This window comes from Pseudomonas sp. Mb7 (assembly GCF_054790525.1).
Window position 1 is genome coordinate 5,610,051 of sequence record NZ_CP186501.1, and the last position, 20,468, is coordinate 5,630,518.

General features: G+C 58.7%; 17 protein-coding genes and 1 pseudogene. 5 read left to right on the forward strand and 13 right to left on the reverse strand.

The features are described from left to right. Positions 1-130: 130 nt before the first annotated feature. From ACOYXH_RS25380 to ACOYXH_RS25395, 4 genes are read right to left on the reverse strand one after another with little or no spacing between them, the layout of a single operon-like run. Entirely contained in the window at positions 131-1,282 is a 1,152-nt protein-coding gene (locus tag ACOYXH_RS25380) for an acyltransferase family protein (protein WP_095125077.1), read from the reverse strand. Continuing rightward, positions 1,272-2,201: a class I SAM-dependent methyltransferase gene (locus ACOYXH_RS25385; RefSeq protein WP_095049594.1), complete on the reverse strand. Its 930-nt coding sequence runs from the start codon at positions 2,199-2,201 to the stop codon at positions 1,272-1,274. Before ACOYXH_RS25385 ends, ACOYXH_RS25380 begins: the two co-directional genes overlap by 11 nt. Next, positions 2,198-3,502: a glycosyltransferase gene (locus ACOYXH_RS25390; RefSeq protein ID WP_095049593.1), complete on the reverse strand. Its 1,305-nt coding sequence runs from the start codon at positions 3,500-3,502 to the stop codon at positions 2,198-2,200. Before ACOYXH_RS25390 ends, ACOYXH_RS25385 begins: the two co-directional genes overlap by 4 nt. Continuing rightward, a complete protein-coding gene (locus ACOYXH_RS25395; RefSeq protein ID WP_460410024.1) occupies positions 3,496-5,076 on the reverse strand; it encodes a glycosyltransferase family 4 protein in 1,581 nt (526 codons plus the stop codon). The genes ACOYXH_RS25390 and ACOYXH_RS25395 overlap by 7 nt, the downstream gene beginning before the upstream one ends. Before the next feature lie 415 nt (positions 5,077-5,491). On the opposite strand from ACOYXH_RS25395, the pseudogene ACOYXH_RS25400 reads away from it, so the two are divergent. The 5 genes and pseudogenes from ACOYXH_RS25400 to ACOYXH_RS25420 all read left to right on the forward strand — a co-directional run. Further along, positions 5,492-5,812 (forward strand): annotated as a pseudogene (locus ACOYXH_RS25400) (NAD-dependent epimerase/dehydratase family protein); the annotation flags it as partial. A 24-nt stretch (positions 5,813-5,836) separates the two neighbouring features. Then, positions 5,837-5,995 (forward strand): cupin domain-containing protein, encoded by a 159-nt coding sequence (locus ACOYXH_RS25405; RefSeq protein WP_371857735.1) that lies wholly within the window; start codon positions 5,837-5,839, stop codon positions 5,993-5,995. Further along, entirely contained in the window at positions 5,996-6,793 is a 798-nt protein-coding gene (locus ACOYXH_RS25410) for an ABC transporter permease (RefSeq protein WP_095049590.1), read from the forward strand. It abuts the gene before it with no gap. After that, entirely contained in the window at positions 6,793-8,046 is a 1,254-nt protein-coding gene (locus ACOYXH_RS25415) for an ABC transporter ATP-binding protein (RefSeq protein WP_460410025.1), read from the forward strand. The genes ACOYXH_RS25410 and ACOYXH_RS25415 overlap by 1 nt, the downstream gene beginning before the upstream one ends. Further along, positions 8,043-9,407 carry a glycosyltransferase family 4 protein gene (locus ACOYXH_RS25420; RefSeq protein ID WP_460410026.1) on the forward strand — a complete coding sequence of 455 codons (1,365 nt, stop codon included), beginning with the start codon at positions 8,043-8,045 and terminating at the stop codon, positions 9,405-9,407. The genes ACOYXH_RS25415 and ACOYXH_RS25420 overlap by 4 nt, the downstream gene beginning before the upstream one ends. 209 nt (positions 9,408-9,616) lie before the next feature. Here the strand turns inward: ACOYXH_RS25420 and ACOYXH_RS25425 are convergent, their stop codons facing one another. From ACOYXH_RS25425 to atpG, 9 genes are all read right to left on the reverse strand, one after another. After that, a complete protein-coding gene (locus tag ACOYXH_RS25425) occupies positions 9,617-11,647 on the reverse strand; it encodes a pyridoxamine 5'-phosphate oxidase family protein (RefSeq protein ID WP_095125079.1) in 2,031 nt (676 codons plus the stop codon). Between the two features lie 45 nt (positions 11,648-11,692). Further along, positions 11,693-12,319, reverse strand: a complete 627-nt coding sequence (locus ACOYXH_RS25430) for a glutathione S-transferase family protein (RefSeq protein WP_095125080.1) — start codon at positions 12,317-12,319, stop codon at positions 11,693-11,695. 105 nt (positions 12,320-12,424) lie between these two features. Next, positions 12,425-13,351 carry a LysR family transcriptional regulator gene (locus ACOYXH_RS25435; RefSeq protein ID WP_093429557.1) on the reverse strand — a complete coding sequence of 309 codons (927 nt, stop codon included), beginning with the start codon at positions 13,349-13,351 and terminating at the stop codon, positions 12,425-12,427. A gap of 74 nt (positions 13,352-13,425) precedes the next feature. Beyond that, a complete protein-coding gene (gene glmS / locus ACOYXH_RS25440; RefSeq protein WP_095049585.1) occupies positions 13,426-15,258 on the reverse strand; it encodes a glutamine--fructose-6-phosphate transaminase (isomerizing) in 1,833 nt (610 codons plus the stop codon). Between the two features lie 2 nt (positions 15,259-15,260). Continuing rightward, positions 15,261-16,037 (reverse strand): DeoR/GlpR family DNA-binding transcription regulator, encoded by a 777-nt coding sequence (locus ACOYXH_RS25445; RefSeq protein WP_007911964.1) that lies wholly within the window; start codon positions 16,035-16,037, stop codon positions 15,261-15,263. Between the two features lie 160 nt (positions 16,038-16,197). Next, positions 16,198-17,565, reverse strand: coding sequence for a bifunctional UDP-N-acetylglucosamine diphosphorylase/glucosamine-1-phosphate N-acetyltransferase GlmU (gene glmU, locus ACOYXH_RS25450; protein ID WP_095125081.1), 1,368 nt, complete (start codon positions 17,563-17,565; stop codon positions 16,198-16,200). A gap of 118 nt (positions 17,566-17,683) precedes the next feature. After that, positions 17,684-18,109: a F0F1 ATP synthase subunit epsilon gene (locus tag ACOYXH_RS25455; RefSeq protein ID WP_007954164.1), complete on the reverse strand. Its 426-nt coding sequence runs from the start codon at positions 18,107-18,109 to the stop codon at positions 17,684-17,686. A gap of 45 nt (positions 18,110-18,154) precedes the next feature. Next, positions 18,155-19,534 carry a F0F1 ATP synthase subunit beta gene (gene atpD, locus ACOYXH_RS25460; protein ID WP_007911961.1) on the reverse strand — a complete coding sequence of 460 codons (1,380 nt, stop codon included), beginning with the start codon at positions 19,532-19,534 and terminating at the stop codon, positions 18,155-18,157. Between the two features lie 27 nt (positions 19,535-19,561). Beyond that, entirely contained in the window at positions 19,562-20,422 is an 861-nt protein-coding gene (gene atpG / locus ACOYXH_RS25465; protein ID WP_007911960.1) for a F0F1 ATP synthase subunit gamma, read from the reverse strand. Between the last annotated feature and the right edge of the window lie 46 nt (positions 20,423-20,468).

A 20,468-nucleotide genomic window follows, 5' to 3' on the forward strand; every position in this document is an offset into this window, starting at 1 on the left:
CTGACACCACAAGGCTGCAAGGTTACACAAATCCGCGTGGGAGCGAGCCTGATCGCGAAGGCGGTGTATTAGCCGAAAGCTGTGTGACTGACCCGGCCTCTTCGCGAGGAGGCTCGCTCCCACACGTCGATCAAGAGGTCACTTCAGAAGGCGCTACCTTCGCTCGGGACGTTGCGAGGCGTTTCACCAGTGCGGTGCCACGGTCGCGCATCGGCATTTCGATGAAGCGATAATTCAGTTCGCTGAGCAATACGATCAGACCGAATGCCAACAGCAAGGTAACGATCGGGTGTCCCGCCGGGCTCGGCAGTCCTGCTCCCTGCAAACGGAAAATCACTTCGCGCACCAGGAAGTACGCCGGAATGTGGATCAGGTAGATGCCGTAGGAACGACTGCCCACCCACGCCATCAACCGCTGCAAGCGTCCGGCCGGCAACAGATAATCCCGGTTGTAGGAGGCGATCCACACCAACAAGGCACTGAGTATCGCGATAGCGCCGATGCGATAGTGACTGGCAGAAAAAGGGTCGGTGGCCAGGTAACTCATCAGTAATCCGATGACGATCAGTGCTGAAGTCCCGACCCAGGGACGCCGCAGAAAAGTCGGTTGAAAGCGTTGATAGCTCGGTTGAACACTCCACATTGCCAATAACACGCCAAGGGCAAGCGCGTCGGTTCGCACGACCATCAGCAACGGCGTACGCACCAGCAACAGTTGCACGGCCACCAGCGCCAGCAATACCCACACCAGGTGTTTGCGACAGAGCAGAATCAGCAGCGGAAACAGCAGGTAGAACTGTTCCTCCAGCGCCAGACTCCAGTAGACGAAACTGCTGCCGTACTCATAACGAAAGAAGGCGTCGGCAAAGCGGAAATTGGCGTACTGCAATACCCCCGCGAGCGTGGCCTGCAGGTTGGCCTGTACCGTTCCGAATGCCCCGGAGCGGTTGAAAAACATGCACAGCAATAACACCAGTGCCAGCCATAACCAGGCCGATGGCAACAGGCGAAAGACTCGACGCAACCAGAAGTTACGCGTTTGCTCCCAGCACTCCTGACGGTTGCTGCAACCGCGCAGCGCAGGAATCAGACTACGGGCGATGACAAATCCGGAAATCGCGAAAAAAAGATCGACCCCCCACCACGGCTGCGCCCAGGCGTGAATGGATTCGAGCAGCGGCACAGGATCCTGGAACAGATTGCCGGACAGGTGATGAAACAGCACCCCGAGCACTGCAATGGCGCGCAGCACCTCGATATCCATGATGCGTTTACTGATCATCCGGTCTCCCCGCATCCAGTGGTTTACGGGCAATGATCACCTGGCTCTTGGGCATGAACTGGTCGAGGATCTGTTTGATCGCAAGCCCGTCGGGCCGGTCGAGCATCTCTTCCCAGGTTCTCGCCCACCCGCCCATCAAATGCGGGAACGGTGCCTGAATGCGATCGCGCACCGCACCGCCCGGATCCTTGCCGGCAGCCTTTTCGCTGGCCCAGAAGAAAATCATCCCCATCACCCAGAAGAACCCGGTGGCTTGCCGATGTTCGATGACCAACCCGGCATCCTCGACCATCGCCTCGAAGCGCTCCGGGGTGAAAATCTGTACATGATTGGGAGACTGGTAATAACTCGCGGGGGCGATACCTTTCTGCAGATGCTCGCCAACCGGTGCCGGCACGCTGAGCAGATACAACGCACCGGGCCGCCCCATACGCGCCAGTTCGGCCATGAACGACTCAGGCTCGTCGACGTGCTCCAACACCTCCATACACACCACTCGGCTCGCGCAACCGTCCGCCAGAGGCAAGGGCAAGCTGTTGCTGACCAGCCCCAGACTCGGCCTGGAACTCTTAGCTTCAACCTGACGCGCCAGCTCGCTCACTTTGTCGTGCTCACTGTCGGTGAAGATCACCGATGCGCCCTGACGTACCGCAAACAACGTCGCGGCACCCTCGCCACAACCGACATCAAGCAAGGTGTCTTCAGGCGTTATGGCGAAGCCCTTGAGCAATTCGCCGCTGTCATTGAGAAACCAGCCGTCCAGAACCGCATCACGCAAACCGACGTCGCGCGGCGACCAGGTGAACAAGGGCTCCGGTTCGGATTCAGGTGTCGGATCAACCACGGGTTCGTCGACGGGTTCAACGGCTTGCGGCGCTTGCGGCTCGGCTAAAAATCGCTGGAACAATCGACGTATCATGCTCCGGCAGCCTCCATGGCAAGTTCAGCGCGGCGCTCGAACAGTTGCGCAAAAAATGCCTGCAAGCGCTGTTCAGCCACAGCCTGACTGCAAAACCCTCGCAGACTCTCCACGGCTTGCGCCGAAAGGTGCGCGTAACGCTGCGGATCGTTTTTGGCCACCGCGTAGCTGGCTCGGTAGGCCGCGCAAATCGACGCCCAATTGGCCGCGTAGCGCAGGGTCCGGTAGGCCGAGCGCGGATCGTGCGGCCAGGCCGTAAACTCCTCGGTCGCCTCGATCAGAAACGCGTTATCGATATTGAGATAGTCGATCATCGCCGTCGTGCACGGCGCCACGGCCGGTTTGCCGCAAGACATGAACTCCATCAGCGGCAGGCACTGGCCTTCGCCGTAGGACGTATTGACGACGTAACGGGTCGCCTGCACCAGCCGTTCGTAATCCGCGTCCGCCAGATAGCCATAGACCAGCACGATACGGCAGCGATAAGGCTGGTTTTTGTAGAGGTGATGAAGGATATCGGTGAGCGCCTCTTCGGCATCGTGGTGAGTGAGTTTGAGCACCAGCGTTGCGTCATCGTTCTCGCGAAAAGTCGCACAGAAGGCACTGATCATGTCCTCCCAGTTCTTGCGGCCGTCGCGCGGATTGAACACCGAGGTGTAGACCACGCCTTCGAGCAACAACGTCTGCTCGGTGACCGGTGCGAGGAAGTCGATACCCGGGCCACTGCGCAGATGAACCGGACCAAAGGCATCCAGATCGACCTCACGGCTGTCGACCACCAGCCCTTTGATCGTCAAACGTACCGAATCGACCACAGGTTGCCCCTGCAACTGAACGCCACGCGCGGCGAATCGATCCCAGACCGGGGCGGGTACGGCAACAATCGGGTAACCGATGCTCATCGCTTCGCGCACCGCATCGACCGTGTAACTGGAATGGGTGATCGCGGCACCGCAGGCCTTGAGTGCAGTGCGCCAGTCGTTCAACGGATCGCCGGCAAATGGCTCGTTGGGGATGGTGCTGAATTCCCAGGCAAAGACAGGCAACGTCGGGCAGGCCAGATGCACCGGAGTGCGGTGCGGTGGCGAGAACGAGAGAAATACACACGGCTCGTCACGGGACTGGCAGTCGGCGTACAACGCATCGACTTCAGTGTTCGGGTCCATGACCTCGATCACCCGCCCGAGTCGCTCCAGGACCGGCCGATACTCCTTGAGAACGAAGTAATAGCTGTACTCCGAACGCCCGAGGTTACGGCTGATGGTGTGCTGGTTGGTTTCCGAATGGATGATGATCAGCATGAGGCGTTATCCGTAATCGGGGCAACGTTGTCGACCGGTGATGCCAGCCCGAAAAAATCGGCGACACGCTTTTGCAACGCCGGTTGCGCGCAGTAATCGTGCATGCGTTCGATCGCCGCCAGCGACATGCGCTGATACTCCTGGGGTTGTGTCTTGGCCATCCGATAGCTGTTTTCGTAGGACTTCTTCAATGACCCCCAGTCCGGTCGATGCCGTTGTGCGCGAAACAGCATTCGCGGGTCATGGGGCCAGGTGCAAGCCTCTACGCTGGAGCCGACCACGAACGCCACAGACTCATCGATATAATCCTGCATCGCCGTGTGATCGGGAGCGATCACCGGTTTGCCGCTCGCCATGAACTCCATCAGCGGCAGGCACAGGCCTTCGCAATGCGAAGCGTTGACGTAAAAATTTGCGGACTGGTAAAGCCGTGCGTATTCGGCATCGTCCAGATAGCCGTGAATCATCACGACCCGGCAGGAGAATGGTGCCAGTTGCGCCAGCGGTGTCATCAAGTGTGCGTACACCGCCGCCAGATCACTCTGGGTAAATTTCATCACCAGTGTGGCGTCGGGGGTGTCACGAAATGCTGCGCAAAAGGCCGTCAGGATCTGTAGCCAGTTCTTGCGCCCGTCATCGGGGCGGAACACCGTCACGTAGACCACACCGTCCACACGGGTTTGCACCGTTAATGAACTGTCCGGCATATCTCGCGGTGGCGGTTGGACGGCTACCGGTAAAGGCTGTGGGCCTGCGATGTTTGGCAGACGTTTGCCGAGCCAGTCATGCAAAGTCTCTGGAACCAGATCGCGAATCCCTTCCCAGTACCAGTTCTGCAGAAACCTCACGCGTGGCACTGGCGGCTCCTGCTCGTGGCCCAGATTCAGCAACCACAACCGCAGGAAATGTCGGGCAATGATAAAGCGCCGCTTCAAGGTCAGCGGTGGTGGACGCAAGGCCTCCAGCTGTGCCTCGATTTCGGCCAGCTCTTCGGGGGTCAGCGGCTCGGGCAGCAGATTATCCGGATGCAGGTTCATTTGGCGAGAATCAAAGATGCAACCTTTGACCGTCAATGTCGTACCCGCATTGACCGGCGCGCTAACCTGTTGCTCACGAATCGCTGCAAAGTGCTCCCACAGCGGGGCTGGCAAGACCAACACCGGAAAGTCTTCGCCCATGGTGCGCTGGATCGCTCGGGCGGTGTAGCTGGACAGTGTGATCACGCGGCCATGTTTGGCCAGCATGCGCGTCCAGTCCTGGCGTGGATCGTTGCCCCACTGCTCGTTGGGGATGGAGTCGTACTCCCACGTCACAACACAAACGGTCGGGCATTGGAGATCGGTCAGGGTTTTCTGCGGCCGGGTGAACGAGAGGAAAACACTCTCCTGGCCAGCGGCGAGCAACTGTCGGTAGAGCGGATCTACCTCTGTCACAGCACTGACCACGTGCACTCGCCCGAGCGTTTCGAGCAACGGCACATAGGCCTTCAGCACAAAGTAGTGACTGGCATCGGGATGCCCAAGATTCTGGCTGATTGAACTGTCGTTGATGTCCGAATAAAGAATGAAATTCATGGCATTCCACAATGAAACTGCCATCCCGGCAGCCTCACACTATGACGGCAAAGCGTTGGATCGGATCAATATCCGTCCTCCGTCTTCGGTCCCGTCTTGTTCTTGTTTTAGTGGTCAGTTTCACCTTTTTTCACGACGATGCCGACGAGCCCGGCCAATCGTGACAAGGCGCATTCTAAACACATCCGCGAAGGGTTCGTGAACCGCCCGGCGAGAATTAATCGACTACGCTGACGAGAACTGACCGGTCACGGTTTGCCCTGTTGAAATTGCTGCGCAATTGGCACAGATTGGTCACAAACAACTACAACAACTGACTTCGCCTGCCTTTCACCCGGTTTTTCTTTCGGTCTGACAGACTTTTCCTCAAGGCCTGTGGGAAGGAGGCGCAAGTTCAAGACCAAGGGGTCGCTGTTTGAAAAAGCGTCTGTTCGTCACGGATCCGAGTGGATGCGTTGGACAACATATCCGGTCGCGTCTGGCATCGTCGGGTTGGTCGTGGGATTTGCTGCCTGCCGCGTCGACCTGCGAACTTATCCATTCGCTTAGCCACACCAATCTGTGGTCGCCACTGCCTGACGCAGTCATTCAATTGGCCGGGCAGCCCCTCGCCTCCGAAGCCTTCCGCGATCCGGCACGTACGCCCGAGATCAATCTGCTCGGTACGCTCACCCTGTTGCAGCGCCCCAAAACGCGCGGCCGTGCCGGCACATTCCTGCCTGCCAGTTCCGCTGACGCCTGCGTCCAGAACGGCTCATATCTGGCCAATTCCAAATCGACCTTCATCGCCGCCGGCCACAAGCATCGCCAGGAAAACTCCCATGTGATCGGTGTATCGAGCATAGGAATACGAGGCGGCGAATACCGGGGAGAGGACAACGTCGTCCGCTTCAAAAAACCATACAGCAGGACGACTTAAATGCTGCTTTCCGTTTATCGATCACTGCATGACTACCGAGGTTTCATCCTCGGCAGCGTGCAGAGAGAGTTCCAGGCGCGTTATCGCAATTCACTGTTCGGCGCCCTGTGGCCGATCTTCAATCCGCTGTCGATGATCGTCATCTACACCGTGATCTTTTCCCACATCATGCACACCCGCTTACCGGGCGTGGACGACAGCATGGCCTACAGCATTTATCTATGCGCAGGTCTACTGGCGTGGGGGCTGTTTGCCGAAATCACGCTGCGCAGCCAGAACATGTTTCTGGACAACGCGAATCTGCTGAAGAAGATCAGTTTTCCGAAGGTCTGTTTGCCGGTGATCGTGCTACTCAATGCGGCGATAAATTTCGCCATCATCATCGGCTTGTTTCTGGGTTTTCTGCTCATTACCGGACGCTGGCCGGGTATGGCATTGCTGGCGCTGGTACCACTGGTTGCCCTGCAAATGATGCTCTGCGCAGGACTCGGCATGATGTTGGGCGTACTCAACGTATTCTTCCGCGATGTCGGCCAACTGTTCGGTATCTGTCTCCAGTTCTGGTTCTGGCTGACCCCGATCATTTACCCCATCACCATATTGCCGGAGCGGCTGCAGAGCCTGCTGCAATTCAACCCTCTGACCAGCCTGATGGCTAGCTACCAGAATGTGTTCGTGTACGGCCAATGGCCAATCTGGAGTTCGCTGCTTCCGACCTTCGTGATTGGCGCCGCGTTCTGCGCAATCGGTCTGTGTCTGTTTCGCCGTCAGGTCGGTGCAATGGAGGATGAGCTCTGATGGGACATATTCGTGTGACCGGGCTAGGTAAAGCCTTCAAGCAATACCCCAGTCGCTGGAGCCGTCTGGCCGAATGGATGACTCCTTTTTCAACGCTTCATCACCGCCAGCATTGGGTACTCAAGGACCTCACGTTCGAGATTCCTGCCGGCCAAGCCGTGGGCATCGTCGGGGTTAATGGCGCTGGCAAGAGTACGCTGCTGAAGATGATCACCGGCACCAATCGCCAGACTTGCGGCACCATTGAGCTTTCGGGTCGGGTGGCTGCACTACTTGAGCTGGGCATGGGATTTCACCCAGACTTTACTGGCCGGCAAAACGCTGTGATGGCTGGGCAGTTGCTCGGCTTGCATCTCGAGGAAATCAACGCATTGATGCCACAGATCGAGAGCTTCGCTGAAATCGGCGAGGCGATTGATCATCCAGTGCGCACCTACTCCAGTGGCATGCAGATGCGGCTGGCGTTCAGCGTCGCCACCGCACGCCGACCCGATATTCTGATCGTCGACGAAGCGTTGTCCGTGGGCGATGCCTACTTCCAGCATAAGAGTTTTGAACGCATCCGCGGCTTCCGCGCGGCCGGCACCACCCTGCTGATCGTGTCCCACGACCGCTCGGCGATTCAATCGATCTGCGATTCGGCGATTCTGCTCGATGGTGGCCGCATGGCCATGCACGACACGCCCGAAGCAGTGATGGATTACTACAACGCCTTGCTCGCTGAACGTGAGGGCCAGACCGTTCGCCAGGAAATACTCAGCGGCGGCCAGGTACAAACTGTGTCGGGCACCGGTGAGGCCGGCATTCTGCGCGTGCGCCTGCTGGATGAATCCGACCGTTCCATCGAAGTCGCCGAAGTCGGCCAACCCGTAGTACTGGCTGTGGATGTCGAAGTGCGTCAGGACCTCGAACGTCTGGTCCTGGGGTTCATGATCAAGGATCGCCTCGGCCAGCCCATGTACGGCATCAACACCCATCGCCAGAACCAGGCACTGGAAAACGTGCGGGCCGGCGAGCGCATCACCTATCACTTCGCGTTTGTCATGGGGCTGGGCAAAGGCAACTACTCCGTGGCCCTTAGCCTGTCGCGGCTCGACTCGCACCTGGACCGCAATTACGAATGGCGGGATCTTGGTCTGGTGTTTCATGTCATCAACAATCGACGCGAAGATTTCGTTGGTTGCTCGTGGCTCAATGCTCAGACCACGATCAACCGGCATACCGAAGTCAGCCTGCTCGAGCGCACACCATGAACCGCTTGCTAGTGGAATGCACCCATGTGTTTAAACACCCGATGGTCAACTCGGGTATTCAGCGTGTAGTGCGAAACGTCATTAATCAATTGCCCGCCAGCACCGAAGGCATCGAATGCATGCCGGTGGTGTTGCTCAATGGCCAACTCTATCGCGTGCTGCAACTCGCACCGCTCAATACGCCATTCTTCAATAAACTTGAAAACTTCGGAGAACGCCTGGAGCGCCTGGCCCATCGCCTCTGCCAATGGCATGAGCGGCGCGATGCACAATGCACCTCGAAACTGACGCGACGGATTTTGTATGTCGGCTACCGGCTGACCAGCTTCGGCGCGTTCGGCCTGCAACTGCGCCTGATTCGACGGATCAATCGCTCGCAATTGCTTAAACGTTGCACCCCGCTCCAACACCAGCCGGGGGATCAACTGCTGTTGCTGGACTCGTCCTGGCACTCGGACTTTTTCGCCCAGGTCGAGCGAATCAAACGCGACGGCGTCGGCGTGATTGCGGTGATCTACGACCTCATTCCGCTGACTCATCCACAGTTTTACGAATCCCGGCTGGTTGGGGTTTTCAGCGAGTGGTTCGACTGGATCACCCGCACGGCCGATGGCTACATGGCGATTTCCGCAACGGTACGCGATCAACTGCGTGAGGAGTTGAAGTACCGAATCGGTACCGAACGGACCGACAAATGTTGGTTCGATTTTTTTCACCTTGGCTCCGAACTTGATCTGCGAAACACCGAAGGAACCGTCGAGCCGCGCCTGAAGAAGTTGTTTATGACAACCGATCCGGTGTTCCTGATGGTGAGCACCATTGAGCCGCGCAAGAACCATGCGTATCTGCTCGACGCCTTAGAACGCGCCTGGGCCGCCGGTTCCACGGCACGGTTGTGTATCGCCGGGCAGGTCGGCTGGAAGTGCGATGCCCTGCTTGCCCGTGTGAGCAATCATCCAGAGCTCAACCGGCGCCTGTTCATGTTCAACGACCTCAGCGACACCAGCCTCGAACATGCCTACGCCCACGCCAGCGCGTTGGTGTTCCCCTCGTTCGTTGAAGGCTTTGGTTTGCCGCTGGTGGAAGCCATGCAACGCGGCCTGCCGGCGATGGGCAGCGATATTGCAGTGTTCCGCGAAATTGCCGGCGAGTTCATGGCGTATTTCGACTTGCAGGATCCGCAAAGCCTTGCCGACCTGATCAATGGCTTCCAAAGCAGCGGGAAGTTCCCCGCCGCCCGCAATATTGCCGACTGGCAGTGGATCAATTGGCGTGAAGCCAGCCTGCAACTGGTCGAACGCAGCGTGCGAAATATCGTGGGAGCTCGTGCGAAGCCAACAAGACGCCGAGCACGGGCATAGGCCATTACGGAGACGAACTGCTCAACTCCTCTCGCAGCGAAGCCGTCGGCGAAAGCGTCGCTCCCCGACTGATGCCGGGATTCAACGCTGGCGGAAGCTGCCTGCAAGGCTATCGGCAATTGATGCCACTGCTGCGACAGATTCCAGATGCCTGTCAGTGGTGAAAACGACTGATTCGAAATCCGCAAAAATTCGTCGCAGGAAAGTAGCTACAGATCCAGTACCAGTGGCTGATTGCTTTGCGCCGGAACTGCGCAGCAAATCAGCACATGCCCCGCTTCCGGAATATCCGCCGGCACCTGTGGATAATTCACCGCACCACTGACCAGCCGGGTCTTGCAGGTACCGCACGAACCACCGCGGCAACTGAACTCCGGACGCAATCCGCGGCTTTCCGCCAACTCCAGCAAACTGCCGCCATCGGGTTGCCAACGTGCCTCTTTCGCCGAGCGCTCAAACACCACCGGCACCGACGTGGCTGCTGCGGGCGGTTGCTCGATCACGATCGCATCCGGATCGGCCTGACGTTTCAGCGTCGACGGGCCAAAGGTTTCCGCGTGAATCTGCGCGTCGCGCACATCCAGTTCGCGCAGGGTGTCGTACAACCCTTGGGTAAAACCACCAGGGCCACAGAGCACAAAGTCGAGCTGATCGAAATCCTCGGCCTCCAGCAGGTTCCTCAGCACCGCGCCGTCGATGCGCCCATGCACATCGAAATCCTCGCCCTCTTGCAGATCGGCTTCCGGCTGGCTGAGCAAACGCAGCACTCGTACAGAATCGCCTGCGGTTTCGAGCAAACGATCCAGCTCCTTTCGAAATGGCTGATCCGCCAGACTGCGCGAACTCTGCAGCAACAACGTCGGACGAATCCCCCGCGTGCGCAAGCCCTGGTACACAACCTCGCGCAACATCGACAGCAACGGCGTGATGCCGACCCCGGCAGCCAGCAGCACCAACGGTCGCTGTTCCAGCGGCGCCACGGTGAAATGCCCCTGCGGCGCCCGCGCCTCGAGCACATCACCAACGCGAATCTGCTCATGCAGGTGCGAGGAAATCAGCCCTTCGCGCTTCACGCTGATCCGGTAGAAACCATCCGATGGCGCACTCGAAAGACTGTAGGTGCGGATATGCACCTCGCCATCAATAGTGAAACGCACTGGCAAATGCTGACCCGCGAGAAACACTGGCAACCCGGCGCCATCGGTTGGCTCCAGATAGATTGAACGGATGCTGCGACTTTCTGCTTCGATCTTCGCCACGCGCAACGGCCGCCATTGATTACCCAGTGCCTGCGCCTGCAAACGCGCGTCCGCCTCGGCCCAATTGCCGGTCAGCAGGCTGGTCGGCGACATGCCGTCGAAGCGCCAGCGTAACGCCAGAGCGGCCGGACGCCGCACCAGTTTTTCCACCTCAAATGTCCACAGCCGTTCCGCACCTTGAAAGGCTTCGATCTGCGGGTCATCGAGAAGGATCTCGGTACGCCCGCTGAGTTGCAGCAGATCACCTGTGGAAAAGTCGATGAACAGCAAGCCGGCCTTGGGATTGAGCAGCAGATTGCCGAGGGTGTTGAAATGCAGATTGCCGGCAAAGTCAGGGATGGTAAGACGATTGCCTTTCACACGGACGAAACCGGCCTGGCCACCCCGGTGGGAAACATCCACCGCACGCTGGCCGTCGACATCCACATAACTGGCAACAAAAAACGTATCGGCGCCAGTGATCAGCGCAACGGCCGCGTCATCGAGGCCGTGCAGATGCTCAGCCGGGCGTGTCTGCGGATCCGTCAGCGGCACCCGCTGAAACTGACGCAGTTGAATGTATTGCGGGCAATTGCCGAAGGCCTGATCCACGCTTACTTCAAAACCATCAGCGCTCAGATTGCCGACATGGCCGTTGAGGCGATTGCGCCGGCGGGTATGCAATTCGATGCCGAGTAAACCGATCGGCTCGCCATTGCGCAGTTGCGCCGGGTCATCGGCAGCAGGCTGGCTGGCGAAATGCAAATGCTCGGGATCCGGCGAACGGGCAAACCCCGGCGCACCTTCGAGCACACTGGCCCACGGCATCCCCTGCGCATCGACTGCGCCGTACAGCATGAAAGGCAGTTGCTGATAGAACTCTCGGTGCTGATCCGGCATCCAGGTGCGAATCACCTTACGCCCGAAGGCTTCCATACGATCGGCAACGCCGACATGGGCCTGCAACTGCTGTTCGCCAGCGTGCCACGGTGAACGTTCCATCACGACCTCTCCCCTGCACCGTCGGCGCAGTGTCGATTGCGAAAATCAGGCAGTGGTTTGCAGACCGGCAACCGTACGCGGCATGCCGACGAAACCAGGCAAGGCTTCAACCCGCGCCAGCCAGGCGCGGACGTTGCCGTAATCGTCCAGTGACACGTTGCCTTCCGGTGCGTGGGCGATGTAACTGTAGGCAGAAACGTCGGCAATGGTCGGTTCGTCGCCGGCCAGGTACGCGGTTTTGCCCAACTCGATGTCCATCACTTTGAGCAGGTTGTGCGCCCGGGTGATTGCCTCGTCCGCATTCAGTTGTGCGCCAAACACCGTGACCAGTCGCGCTGCAGCGGGCCCGAAAGCGATCGGTCCGGCGGCGGCCGACAACCAGCGCTGCACACGTGCGGCGCCGACCGGGTCCGTTGGCAACCAACGGCCGTTGCCGTATTTCTGCGCCAGGTACACCAGAATCGCGTTGGAGTCGGCCAGCACCACACCGTCGTCATCGATGGCCGGCACCTGGCCGAAACTGTTGATCGCCAGATACGCCGGCTGCTTGTGCTCACCTTTGGCCAGATCGACGAAGATCAGCTCGGTCGGCAGTTGCAACAGGGACAACATCAGCTCGACACGGTGGGCGTGACCGGAACGTGGAAAGTTGTAGAGTTTGATCGCTTGCATGGTCGACTCCGCTGAACAGTGGCGCCGCTGCGAGGATGAGAGCGCCGATGGAGGCCATCTTGCGCTGATCGCGAAAACAACAGAATCACCAGCAACTGCAATCGATTATTTCATCGGGTGCAATAACGCAGCGCCTTTCAAAGCAGGATGTTCGCGCAAAGCGTTGGCGGTGAAATCGACAAAACTGCGGATCCGCGCCGGCGCCTTGCGCCCTCCCTGATACACCACATGGATCGGCAATGTCGGCAGTTCAAATTCAGCGAGGACGATTTCCAGCTCACCGGTCGCGATTTTGCTGGCAACTTGATAAGACAGCACCCGAGTCAAGCCCAGCCCCATGCAGGCTGCGGTAATCGCTGCCTGATTGGCGGTCACGATCAGACGCGGCTCAGGACGCACGCTAAGCGGTTCACCCGCGTCGAGAAACGGCCAACTGCGTTGCTGGCCAATCGCTGAAGTCGCCACCACTGGCGCGCCCGCCAACGCGTGGGGATGAGCCGGTCGGCCATATTTGGCAAAGTAGTCCGGCGAGCCGCAAATGACCCTACGCACCTCACCCACGCGAACAGCATGCTGACTGCTGTCCGGCAGATCACCGATGCGCACCGCCACATCGATGCCCTCCTCGACCATGTTGACGATCCGATCGACCAGTACCGCATTGATCGTGACATCCGGATACTGCGCCAGATAACGCGCCATCAGCGGCGTCACAAACAAATCACCGAACAACACCGGCGCTGTGACCGTCAGTTGCCCACGCGGCTCGGCATGACTGCCCGCTGCCGAATCCTCGGCTTCCTGCACCTCAGCGAGAATCCTCCGACAATCCTCCAGATAACGCTGCCCGGCTTCGCTCAAATGCACACTGCGCGTAGTACGAATCAGCAACTGCGTGCCGATGCGCAACTCCAACGCCGCCACCGCACGCGTGACGCTGGCCGCTGACAAACCCAGACGCCGCGCGGCAGAGGAGAAGCCTTGCTCTTGGGCGACGGTGGTGAAGATGTGCATTTCCTGGAAGCGGTCCATGGTGCCTCTCGAGTCAGATACAAAAATCGCAGCCGAAGCTGCGATTTTTTGTGCGTAGGTCAGCTGTGGATAACTTATTCCACCGTCACCGACTTCGCCAGGTTACGCGGCTGATCGACGTCCGTGCCCTTGAGTACCGCCACGTAGTACGACAGCAACTGCAGCGGAATCGTGTAGAGGATCGGCGAGAGGATGTCGTGGATGTGCGGCATCTGCACCACGTGGGTGCCTTCGCCGTTGGTCATCCCGGCTTTCTCATCGGCGAATACGATCAGTTCACCGCCACGGGCACGGACTTCCTGCAGGTTGGATTTGAGCTTTTCCAGCAGTTCGTTGTTCGGCGCGACGGTAACCACCGGCATATCGTTATCCACAAGCGCCAGCGGGCCGTGTTTCAGTTCGCCGGCCGGGTAGGCTTCGGCGTGGATGTAGGAGATTTCCTTGAGTTTCAAGGCGCCTTCCATTGCTACCGGGAATTGCGCACCACGACCGAGAAATAGCGTGTGGTTCTTCTCGGCGAACAGCTCGGCGATTTTTTCCACGGTGCTGTCCATGGCCAATGCTTCACCGAGACGGGTTGGCAGACGACGCAGTTCCTCGACCAGACGCGCTTCAACGCCCTCGGCTAACGTCCCGCGTACTTGACCCAGCGACAGAGTCAGCAGCAACAGGCCGACCAGTTGCGTGGTGAAGGCTTTAGTCGAGGCGACGCCGATTTCGCGGCCGGCCTGGGTCAGCAGGGTCAGGTCGGATTCGCGCACCAGCGAGCTGATGCCAACGTTGCAGATGGCCAGGCTGGCGAGGAAGCCCAGTTCCTTGGCATTGCGCAGCGCCGCCAGGGTGTCGGCGGTTTCGCCGGACTGCGAGATGGTCACGAATAAGGTGTCCGGCTGCACCACCACTTTGCGGTAGCGGAATTCGCTGGCGACTTCGACTTGGCACGGAATGCCGGCCAATTCTTCGAGCCAGTACCGCGCGACCATACCCGCGTGATAACTGGTGCCGCACGCGACGATCTGCACGTTGCGGACTTTGGCGAACAGTTCGGCCGCTTGTGGGCCGAACGCTTGCACCAGCACCTGATCGTTGCTCAGGCGACCTTCGAGGGTTCGTTGTACAACGGCCGGTTGCTCGTGGATTTCCTTGAGCATGTAGTGGCGGTATTCACCTTTGTCGGCAGCTTCAGCACCATCGCTGTACTGCACGGTCTGGCGCTCGACGGCATTGCCGTTGATGTCCCAGATCTGCACGTTATCGCGGCGAATTTCGGCGATATCGCCTTCTTCCAGATACATGAACCGGTCGGTGACCTGACGCAGGGCCAATTGGTCAGAGGCGAGGAAATTCTCGCCCAGACCCAGACCGATCACCAATGGGCTGCCACTGCGCGCGGCGACCAGACGATCAGGCTGTTTGGCATTGATCACCGCCAGACCATAAGCACCGTGCAATTCCTTGACCGTCGCTTTAAGCGCAACGCTCAGGTCTGGCTGATCCTTGAGCTTGTGGTTGAGCAGATGGGCGATAACTTCGGTGTCGGTATCCGAAGTAAACACGTAACCCAGCGCTTTCAGTTGTTCACGCAGGGCTTCGTGGTTTTCGATGATGCCGTTGTGCACCACCGCGATGTCGCCGGAGAAATGCGGGTGCGCGTTACGCTCGCACGGTGCGCCGTGGGTGGCCCAGCGGGTGTGAGCAATGCCGAGACGGCCAACCAACGGATGCTCGGCCAATGCGGCTTCGAGTTCGCTGACCTTGCCCGGACGACGCATGCGCTCGAGGGTTTCGTCGTTGGTAAAGACCGCGACACCGGCGCTGTCGTAGCCGCGGTATTCAAGGCGCTTGAGGCCTTCGAGCAGGATGGCGGTGATATTACGTTCAGCAACTGCGCCGACAATTCCACACATGCTTATTTCTCCTGACTGACAGCCGCGCAAATCACGGTGATACCGCGGGCCTGTATCTGATCGCGCGCTTCGATAGGCAGGCGATCATCGGTAATGAGGGTATGGACGCTGCTCCACGGCAGTTCCAGATTGGGAATCTTGCGACCGATCTTGTCGGCCTCGACCATGACGATGACTTCTCGCGCCACCTCGGCCATGACCCGGCTAAGTCCCAGCAATTCATTGAAAGTCGTCGTGCCGCGCACCAGATCGATACCGTCGGCGCCAATGAACAACTGGTCGAAGTCGTAAGAGCGTAGTACCTGCTCGGCGACCTGGCCCTGAAAGGATTCCGAATGCGGATCCCAGGTGCCGCCAGTCATCAACAGCACAGGCTCGTGTTCGAGTTCGCTCAAGGCATTGGCGACGTGCAGGGAATTGGTCATCACCACCAAACCCGGCTGCTGGCCAAGTTCGGGGATCATCGCGGCAGTGGTGCTGCCGCTGTCTATGATGATGCGCGCGTGCTCGCGGATGCGTTTCACCGCCGCGCGGGCGATGGCCTGTTTGTACTTGGAAACGCTCTGCGCGGTTTCCGCGACCAGTTCCTGCGGCATGGTGATCGCCCCGCCGTAGCGGCGCAGCAACAGACCGTGGCTTTCCAGCGCGGCGAGATCCTTGCGAATCGTAACTTCCGAGGTTTCGAAGCGCTTGGCCAGTTCATCCACACTGACTTCGCCCTGCTCGTTGAGCAAGGCGAGGATGTTGTGGCGGCGTTGCGGCGTGTTGCGTTTCGACATGGCGACTTAAGTTTCGTTTCGAAAGATAACGGAAGCAATCAAAACCTATCGGCTCTAAATCGTCAAGCTGTCACCCAAAAAAAATCGCAGCCTTCAACATTCCCGTAGGAGCTGCCGAAGGCTGCGATCTCTTGATCTTCAAAAAACCGCTGTGGATAACTCAGCTCTTCTTGATCTTCTCCGGCCGCTTCCAGCCGTCGATATTTCTCTGCCGCGCTCGGCCCACGGCCAACTGCGCGTTATCCACATTCTGCGTAATCGTCGAGCCGGCCGCCGTGGATGCACCGTCGGAGATATCCACAGGCGCGACCAGCGAATTATTGGAACCGATGAACACATCTGCACCCAGCACGGTTTTCCACTTGTTGGCGCCATCGTAGTTGCAGGTGATGGTGCCGGCGCCGATGTTGGTACGGGCACCGATCTCGGCATCGCCCAGATAAGTCAGGTGTCCCGCCTTGGCGCCTTCGCCCATGCGGGCATTTTTCAGCTCAACGAAGTTACCCACATGTGCGCCCGCTTCAAGCACGGTGCCTGGACGCAGACGCGCGAACGGGCCGGCATCGCTGCCCTCGCCCAGTACGGCACCTTCGATATGACTGTTGGCTTTGATGACCACGCCTTTGCGCAGGGTGCTGTCCTTGATCACGCAGTTCGGGCCGATCACCACGTCATCTTCGATGACAACGTTGCCTTCGAGGATCACGTTGATGTCAATCAGCACATCGCGACCGACGGTCACTTCACCACGCACGTCAAAGCGCGCCGGGTCACGCAGGGTGACGCCTTGCGTCATCAACCGACGACCAGCGCGCAACTGGTAATGACGCTCCAGCTCAGACAGTTGCTTGCGATCGTTGGCGCCCTGCACTTCCATTGGGTCGTGCGGTTGCTCGGTGGCGACCACCAGACCATCACTGACAGCCATCTCGATCACGTCGGTCAGGTAGTACTCGCCCTGCGCATTGTTGTTCGACAGACGGCTCATCCAGTCAGCCAGACGATTGGCCGGGACAGCAAGAATGCCGGTGTTGCCTTCAGTAATTGCGCGTTGCGCTTCGCTGGCATCTTTGTGCTCAACGATTGCGGCCACCTTACCGTCGATATCGCGCACGATGCGGCCGTAACCGGTCGGGTCATCCAGCTCGACGGTGAGCAAGCCCATCTGTCCAGGCACGACGTGCTTGAGCAGACGCTGCAGGGTTTCGACTTCGATCAGCGGCACGTCCCCGTAGAGGATCAGCACGGTGTCGGCAGTAATGAACGGAACCGCTTGAGCGGTGGCGTGGCCGGTGCCGAGTTGCTTGTCCTGCAGGACGAAATTCAGATCGTCGGCAGCCAGTCGCTCGCGCACCACGTCGGCGCCGTGACCGATCACCACATGAATGCGTTGCGGATCAAGTTGCCGGGCGCTGTGGATAACATGACCCAGCATGGAGTTGCCGGCAATCGGATGCAGCACTTTCGGCAGTGCCGAACGCATACGAGTGCCTTGACCGGCCGCGAGGATAACGATTTCAAGAGACATGACTGGCTACCAATCCTGGGTGGTCAGCAACTGCGACCGGGTTTCGGGAATTCGGAAAAGAAAAAAGGGTAGCCGAGGCTACCCTTTTTTATCAATCGCACAACAAGCGGCTGACGGATTAACCGCCAAACTTCTTGCGGATCTGCTGGACGGTGCGCAGCTGAGCTGCAGCCTCGGCCAGACGTGCGGACGCAGCTCCGTAGTCGAAATCTGCGCTCTTCTCGTGCAGAGCAGCTTCGGCAGCCTTGAGAGCTGCCTGGGCTTGAGCTTCATCCAGGTCGGCGGCGCGTTGCACGGTATCGGCAAGCACCTTGACCATGTTCGGCTGAACCTCGAGGAAACCACCGGAGATGTAGAACACCTCGGCTTCCCCGCCTTGCTTGATCAGGCGGATCGGACCTGGCTTCAGATTAGTGATCAGCGGCGCGTGACCCAGAGCGATACCAAGATCACCCAGTGCACCGTGCGCAATCACCATCTCGACCAGGCCGGAAAAGATTTCCCCTTCCGCGCTGACGATATCGCAATGGACTGTCATAGCCATCTGATTGCCTCAACCTAAATTAGCGCCCGTTGCCGGGCGCCGGGATTACAGTTTCTTGGCTTTCTCGATCGCTTCTTCGATGCCGCCAACCATGTAGAACGCTTGTTCTGGCAGGTGGTCGTAGTCACCGTTGAGGATGCCTTTGAAGCCAGCAATAGTGTCTTTCAGGGAAACGTATTTACCCGAAGCACCGGTGAAGACTTCAGCCACGAAGAACGGCTGCGACAAGAAGCGCTGGATCTTACGAGCACGGTTTACCAACTGCTTGTCGGCTTCCGACAGCTCGTCCATACCCAGGATCGCGATGATGTCCTTCAGCTCTTTGTAACGTTGCAGAACGTACTGAACGCCGCGAGCGGTGTCGTAGTGGTCCTGGCCGATTACGTTCGGGTCCAGCTGGCGCGAAGTCGAATCCAGTGGATCTACCGCTGGGTAGATACCCAGGGAAGCGATGTCACGGGACAGAACGACGGTGGCGTCCAAGTGGGCGAAGGTGGTCGCTGGCGACGGGTCGGTCAAGTCATCCGCAGGTACGTATACCGCTTGGATCGAAGTGATCGAACCTTCCTTGGTCGAAGTGATACGTTCTTGCAGAACGCCCATCTCTTCAGCCAGGGTCGGCTGGTAACCTACTGCCGAAGGCATACGGCCCAGCAGTGCGGATACTTCAGTACCGGCCAGGGTGTAACGATAGATGTTGTCGACGAACAGCAGAACGTCGTTACCTTCGTCACGGAACTTCTCGGCCATGGTCAGGCCGGTCAGTGCTACGCGCAGACGGTTACCCGGCGGCTCGTTCATCTGACCGTAAACCAGTGCCACTTTGTCCAGAACGTTGGAATCCTTCATCTCGTGGTAGAAGTCGTTACCCTCACGAGTACGCTCACCCACACCGGCGAACACGGAATAACCGCTGTGCTCGATGGCGATGTTACGGATCAGTTCCATCATGTTTACGGTTTTGCCTACACCGGCACCACCGAACAGACCGACTTTACCGCCTTTGGCAAACGGGCAAACCAGGTCGATAACCTTGATGCCGGTTTCCAGCAGGTCGTTGCCGCCTGCTTGCTCAGCGAACGAAGGCGCTGGACGGTGAATGCCCCAACGCTCTTCGGTGTCGATCGGGCCAGCTTCGTCGATCGGGTTACCGAGGACGTCCATGATCCGGCCCAGGGTCGCTTTACCGACCGGTACGGAGATGGCTGCGCCAGAGTCGGTAACTTCCAGACCGCGCTTCAAGCCCTCGGTGGAACCCATCGCAATGGTGCGAACCACGCCGTCGCCCAGCTGTTGCTGAACTTCCAGAGTGGTTTCAGCCGCGCTCACTACTTTCAGCGCGTTGTAGATGCTCGGTACGCTGTCGCGTGGAAATTCCACGTCGATAACGGCGCCGATGATTTGAACGATACGTCCGCTACTCATAGCTGGATCCTCTGAATATTTGAACCGTTAAACCGCGGCAGCGCCGCCGACGATTTCCGAGATCTCTTGGGTGATCGCAGCCTGACGCGCCTTGTTGTAGATCAGCTGCAAATCGCTGATCAAATCACCGGCGTTGTCGGTAGCGTTCTTCATCGCGATCATCCGCGCAGCTTGTTCAGCCGCGTTGTTCTCGACCACCGCCTGGTAGACCTGCGACTCAACGTAGCGGACCATCAAGCCGTCAAGCAGCTCTTTGGCATCCGGTTCGTAGAGATAGTCCCAGTGGTGCTTGAGATCCTGATCCGGGGTTGCCACCAGTGGAATCAACTGCTCCACGGTAGGCTGTTGCGTCATGGTGTTGATGAACTTGTTGGACACCACGGACAGGCGGTCAATACGGCCGTCCAGGTAGGCATCCAGCATCACCTTGACGCTGCCGATCAGATCATTGATCGACGGCTCTTCACCCAGGTGGCTGATAGCTGCAACGACGTTACCGCCGAAGTTGCGGAAAAAGGCCGCACCCTTGCTACCAACGACACACAGATCAATCTCGACGCCGTTTTCGCGGTTTACCGCCATGTCCTTGACCAGGGCCTTGAACAGGTTGGTGTTCAAGCCGCCGCACAGACCACGGTCACTGCTCACCACAACATAACCAACGCGCTTGATTTCGCGGTCGATCATGAACGGGTGGCGGTATTCCGGGTTGGCGTTGGCCAGATGCCCAATAACCTGGCGGATACGCTCCGCATAAGGACGGCTAGCAGCCATGCGCATTTGTGCCTTGCGCATTTTGCTGACCGCCACTTTTTCCATGGCGCTGGTAATCTTTTGCGTGCTTTTGATGCTCGCAATCTTACTGCGAATCTCTTTTGCGCCTGCCATGTAACACCTATCAGGTTAGCAAGCGGGAGCCTCGCGGCTCCCGCTG